The organism is Kutzneria sp. NPDC051319, assembly GCF_040682195.1.
Lineage (GTDB): Bacteria > Actinomycetota > Actinomycetes > Mycobacteriales > Pseudonocardiaceae > Kutzneria.
Genome location: NZ_JBFBAM010000151.1, coordinates 1 through 4,883 on the forward strand (window position 1 = coordinate 1; position 4,883 = coordinate 4,883).

A 4,883-nucleotide genomic window follows, 5' to 3' on the forward strand; every position below is an offset into this window, starting at 1 on the left:
GGTGACTGTGCTCAGGCTGCCGGCGGCTCGGCGGTGGTCTGAGGGAACAGCCATGCCCTGGACATGGTCGACTCACCACTATTTTCGGGTCAGTCGCGCTCTCGGGCAGGGTGAGTTGCGGTTTCGGGCAGTTCCGAGACCCGAGGCGCGGTTCTGCCCGAAACCGTGTTTCGGAGTGCCGGAGAGCGTGACTCGCGGGGGTTCGGGGTGGCTAGCCTCGGGTGTGCCAGCCGCGGTGGCGCTCGGCCAGCTTCTGGGCATGCGCCGCCACGGTCTCGTCGCCGTAGTGCTCGGCGATCACCAGCAGCACCTCGCACGTCCGCGGCTGGTCCGACCGCCACACCAGGTTCAGGAACTCGATCGTCTGCGCCGTGTCCCCGTGCTCGGCTACCGCGTCCAGCATCCGCGCCACGTTGCCGGCGTCCAACAGTCCCGTCAGCTCGGCCACGTGGGCGTCGGCGATGCGCACCGCCGGCACGTCCCCGCCGTCCAAAGCCTTGTGCCGCAACAGCCACAGCAGCGCCGGGCCGTCATGCGGGCCGCCGAGCAGCAGCCGCACCGGCGGCACCGTGCGCTTCTCGCCGAACACGTCCCCGCACGCCTGGATCGCCGTCATCACCTCGACCGTCGGCCGGTCCGGCGTCGCGACCCGGCTGATCAGCTCACGCGCGTTGTGCCGGTCCGTCTGCTCCATGCTCCACTCGCGCACGTCGTCGGCCCACTCGTCGCCGGCCGCCGGGATCGCGTCGATCAGCTCGTTCACCGTGGACCACAGGGCGTGCGGCAGCACCCGCACCGGCAGTCCGTTCTCCTCGGCCACCTCCACCAGGATCGGCATCCCGCACGCCGTCAGCCGCGCCTCGCGGCCCAGCGCGAACATCAGGCCGCAGTCCATCAGGAAGTCCACGACCTCGCCCGGCACCGGCACCTCACGCAGATCCAGCGACCGGCGCGCGACCGCCGCCTTCACCAGCTCGATGCTCAGCTGCACCAGGCTGCGCCCCGGCAGCTTCGGATGCGCCGCGAACACCTTGCGGATCAGGTTCACCGAGTGCTTCTCGACCTTGCGCCACGCCGCCACCTGCACCAGGCGGCCCTTCAGCCGCCGCACCGCGCCCGCCGCCAGCGCCCACGCCAGCACGCGGGGCAGCTCGGCCGGATCGACGCCCAGCGTGAGGGCGATCTCGTCCGGCAAGGCTTTGTCGACCAGCTCCAGGCCGTCCTCGCCGCACGCCTGGCGCAGCTGCGCGAACCACACGAACACCGGCGCCCGCTCCGCCGCGAACCACTGCTCACGCTCGTTCGGCAGCCGCAGCGGGCCCACCGCCCGCTCGTCGATGCCGTCCAGCGCCTTGGCCACCTCGTCCACGGGCATCGTGCGCACCCGGGACACCAGCTCCCCGAACGTCAGCGCCTGGTCGCCCCGCACATGCTGGAACAGCGCCTTGGCCCGCACGTCGTAGGAGACGCGGTGCTCCGCCGCCTCCCACACCTCCTCGCAACGGTCGCCCATCTCGTCCGGCAGATCGCTGTCCGTGGACAACATGCCGTAGCGGGCCAGGAACTCCAGCAGCGGATGCAGCGTGAGCGACCCGTTCGCGCACACCGTCTCCGGCAGGCCCAGCCGGTCCGGCAGGTACTCCAGCAGGAACCGGTCGACGTCGCGGACCGTCCAGCGGAAGTAGCCGTTGGTCGGGCCGAGACTGCTCCAGTCCAGTGCCATGATGGCGTCCTGGACGTGCTCGACCGGCGTGTGCCGGTGCTCGGCCCACTCCAGGAACTGCGCGACCAGGTGGTCGCGAAGCTCGGGGTCGGTGCCCCACGGCTGCTGCATGGCGTCATCGTGTCAGAGGTGACCAGGCCTGTGCGCTGCCCGTGCTCGAACGGTCGCTCCCCGTGAAGAGTGGTTTTTCCCCGTCGGAGTTCGCCGGCCCGGAACGATGTGTAGGCATGAACCAACCGTCCGGGGTGCGGCCGGACCCGGGGCTCACCCTGCTCGACCTGTACGAACGAGCGCTGCCCCAGGTCTACGGCTACCTGCTGGCCCGGTGCGGGCAGCGGCCGGTCGCCGAGGACCTGACCACCGAGGTGTTCCTCGCCGCCATGGACTCCTGCCGTCGCGGCAACGTCTCCGAGGTCAGCACTAGTTGGCTCATCGGAGTCGCCCGGCACAAACTCGTCGACCACTGGCGCCGCCTCGAACGTGAGCGGCGGGGACTTCGTGTCCTCGGCGGCCTCGCCGCCGGGCGCGAGGACCCGTGGGATGAGCGGCTCGATGCCTTGGTGGCACGGGACGTTCTCGCCGAACTGTCCGCGCAGCACCGCTCCGTGCTCACCCTTCGCTACCTCGACGGCCTGCCCGTGCCCGAGGTGGCCCGGTGCCTCGACCGGACCGTGCACGCCACCGAGGCGCTGCTCGTCCGGGCCCGTGGCGCCTTCCGTGTCCGATACCAGGGCCGAGAGGAGGGCACCCGATGACCGATCCGTTCGAGGACCTGCTCGAGCCCGTCGTGCCGGTCGATCCCGATCCCCGCTTCGCTCGTCGGCTTCGTGCCCTGCTCGACGCCGCCTTCCTGTCTGGAGGAGCCATGCCCGTCACCGCCGTCCAGGGTGATGTCGTCTACGCGTCCGTCTGGTCGCCCGACGCCGCCCGTGCCGCCGCCTTCTACTCGTCCGTGCTCGGCTGGCGCATCTCCGCCGACGGCCGCGCCGTCCAGGGCCTCGGCCAGCACCTCGGCCTGTGGTCCACTCCTTCGCACCGGACCACCTTCCTCAGCCATGCCGTCGCCGACATCTCCGCCGCCGTCGACCGCGTCCGGGCCGCCGGCGGCACCGCCGCGGACGCCGTCCAGGAGTCCTACGGCCTCAGCGCCGAGTGCGTCGACAACCAGGGCCTGCCCTTCGCCCTGCACCAGTCCTCGCCCGGCGCCGCCCAGGAGACCTTCGCCCAGGGCGAGATCGTCTACCTGACCATGTTCGTGCCGTCCTCGCAGGCCGCTCGCGACTTCTACGGCTCCGTCTTCGGCTGGACCTTCACCCCCGGCCAGATCGACGACGGCTGGCAGGTCCAGGGGCCGCACACCATGTTCGGCCTGCACGGCGGGCACCCGTCGTCCGCCGTCCTGCCCATGTACTCCGTCTCCGACGTCCACGCCGCCGTCGCCCGCGTCCGCTCCGCCGGCGGCACCGCCACCGACCCCGTCCAGATGCCCTACGGCATCACCTCGGACTGCGTCGACGACCAGGGCCTGCGCTTCTACCTGGGCCAACTCTGACCCATCCACAGCCTGTGGGCAGCCCTCGGGGTTGTCCACAGGCCGTGGATGGCGGAGATCAACTTCGGGGTACCGCCGATAGGATGGAAGCGGGGGACGCCCCCAGGGTGGGCGGGAATTTGTCCTGGTGCCGTGAGGTGTTCTGGTGCCGTGGAACGTCCGGGTGTCGCCGTTCTGACGCCGCTGACCCGATGCCGCTGTCCTGATGTCGTTGTCCTGATGTCGTTGTCCTGACGCCGTTGTCCTGACGCCGTTGTCCTGATGCCGTTGTCCCGATGCCGTTGTCCCGATGCCGTTGTCCTGACGCCGTTGTCCTGATGTCGCTGTCCTGATGGTTGGCGTCTTGGGGCTGGCGTTTTGAGGCCGCTGCCCCGATTCCGGCTTGAGGCCGCTGTCCGATGCCGGTGTCTTGGCGCCGTACAGGGTGTTTGGGGGCCGTGGGAGTAATCGGGGGCCGCGAGGATGCCACGTCGCGGCGGGGTGGTACCCCCGGGGGATGATCCCGCCACGGACCGGCCGGGCGTGCCGCGGAGAAGGGGCCGGGCGTGCCGCCTCGGCTCGGGACGCGGTCGGCGGATGTGAGGATGTGAGGATGCCGGGATGTCACCTCGCCCGTTTGCCGTCGACCCGGCGCGGCTTGCCCAGTGGTGCCGGCAGCAGCTGGGCAGTCCGCCGGCGGAGGAGATCTTCAGATCCGGGCACCTCTCCGCGGTGATCGGGCTCCGGCTGGCCGACAACCGTGAGGTCGTGGTCAAGGTTCGCCCGGACTCGGCCCGGACGACGGCCTGCGTCGAAGTGCAGCGGCGGCTGTTCGAAGCGGGTTATCCGTGCCCGCGGCCGCTGACCGGTGCCGTCCGGTTCGGCGAGGACATCGCCACGGCGGAGGCCTACGTCCCCGGCGGAGAGCTGCTCCCGAGGGTGGAGGACCCGGCGAGGGCCTTCGCGGAGGCGTTCGCACAGCTGATCGGGCTCGCGCCGCGGCCGGCCGAGGTGTCCACGCTGGAGCCGACGCCGTCGTGGGCGGCGTGGCGGCACACGGAGGACGGACTGTGGCCGCGTCCGGAGGACTCCGATGTCGACCTCAATGCGGTGGCCGGTCCCCAGTGGATCGACGACGCCGGTCGCCGTGCCCGCGACCGGCTGCGGGCCGGCGACTCCGACGCCGTGATCGGCCACTGCGACTGGCTGGCCGGCAACCTGCGCTGGAGTGGGGACGCGCTGCTGGTGGTGCACGACTGGGACAGCATGACGGTGGACAGCGAGGCCGTCCTGGCCGGATTTGCCGCAGCGCTGTGTTCGACCGTCACCGCGGACGAACTGGCCACCGTCGAGGACACCGAGCGCTTCCTCATCGCGTACTGCCACGAGCGTGGCCGGGAGTTCAGCGCCGACGAAGTCGAAAGGGCATGGGCGGCCGGCGTCTGGACCAGGGTTTACGACGCCAAATATCAGCACGCGGTCGGCCGACCCGTCACCTCGCTGACCGAGAACGAGGCCCGTGAACGCCTCTGTCGCGCCGTTACGTGAGTGGCACAGTTGGCAACCCCCCCCGAATTAGCCCCAAACCGAAACAAAAAAATAAATAGTGAGGGCGTGGCCCCCCAACAA

At 70.6% G+C, this 4,883-nt stretch carries 4 protein-coding genes; 3 read left to right on the forward strand and 1 reads right to left on the reverse strand.

Translation table 11 applies throughout. The features are described 5' to 3' along the window. Nucleotides 1-211: 211 nt before the first annotated feature. Nucleotides 212-1,834 (reverse strand): hypothetical protein, encoded by a 1,623-nt coding sequence (locus tag AB0M73_RS49575; protein WP_363907177.1) that lies wholly within the window; start codon nt 1,832-1,834, stop codon nt 212-214. Between the two features lie 116 nt (nt 1,835-1,950). On the opposite strand from AB0M73_RS49575, the gene AB0M73_RS49580 reads away from it, so the two are divergent. From AB0M73_RS49580 to AB0M73_RS49590, 3 genes are all read left to right on the forward strand, one after another. Further along, complete coding sequence (locus AB0M73_RS49580) at nt 1,951-2,478, forward strand: sigma-70 family RNA polymerase sigma factor (RefSeq protein WP_363907179.1); 528 nt, start codon at nt 1,951-1,953, stop codon at nt 2,476-2,478. After that, nucleotides 2,475-3,275, forward strand: a complete 801-nt coding sequence (locus AB0M73_RS49585) for a VOC family protein (RefSeq protein ID WP_363907181.1) — start codon at nt 2,475-2,477, stop codon at nt 3,273-3,275. Before AB0M73_RS49580 ends, AB0M73_RS49585 begins: the two co-directional genes overlap by 4 nt. 600 nt (nt 3,276-3,875) lie before the next feature. Beyond that, nucleotides 3,876-4,802, forward strand: coding sequence for a phosphotransferase (locus tag AB0M73_RS49590; RefSeq protein WP_363907183.1), 927 nt, complete (start codon nt 3,876-3,878; stop codon nt 4,800-4,802). The last annotated feature ends 81 nt before the right edge of the window (nt 4,803-4,883 follow it).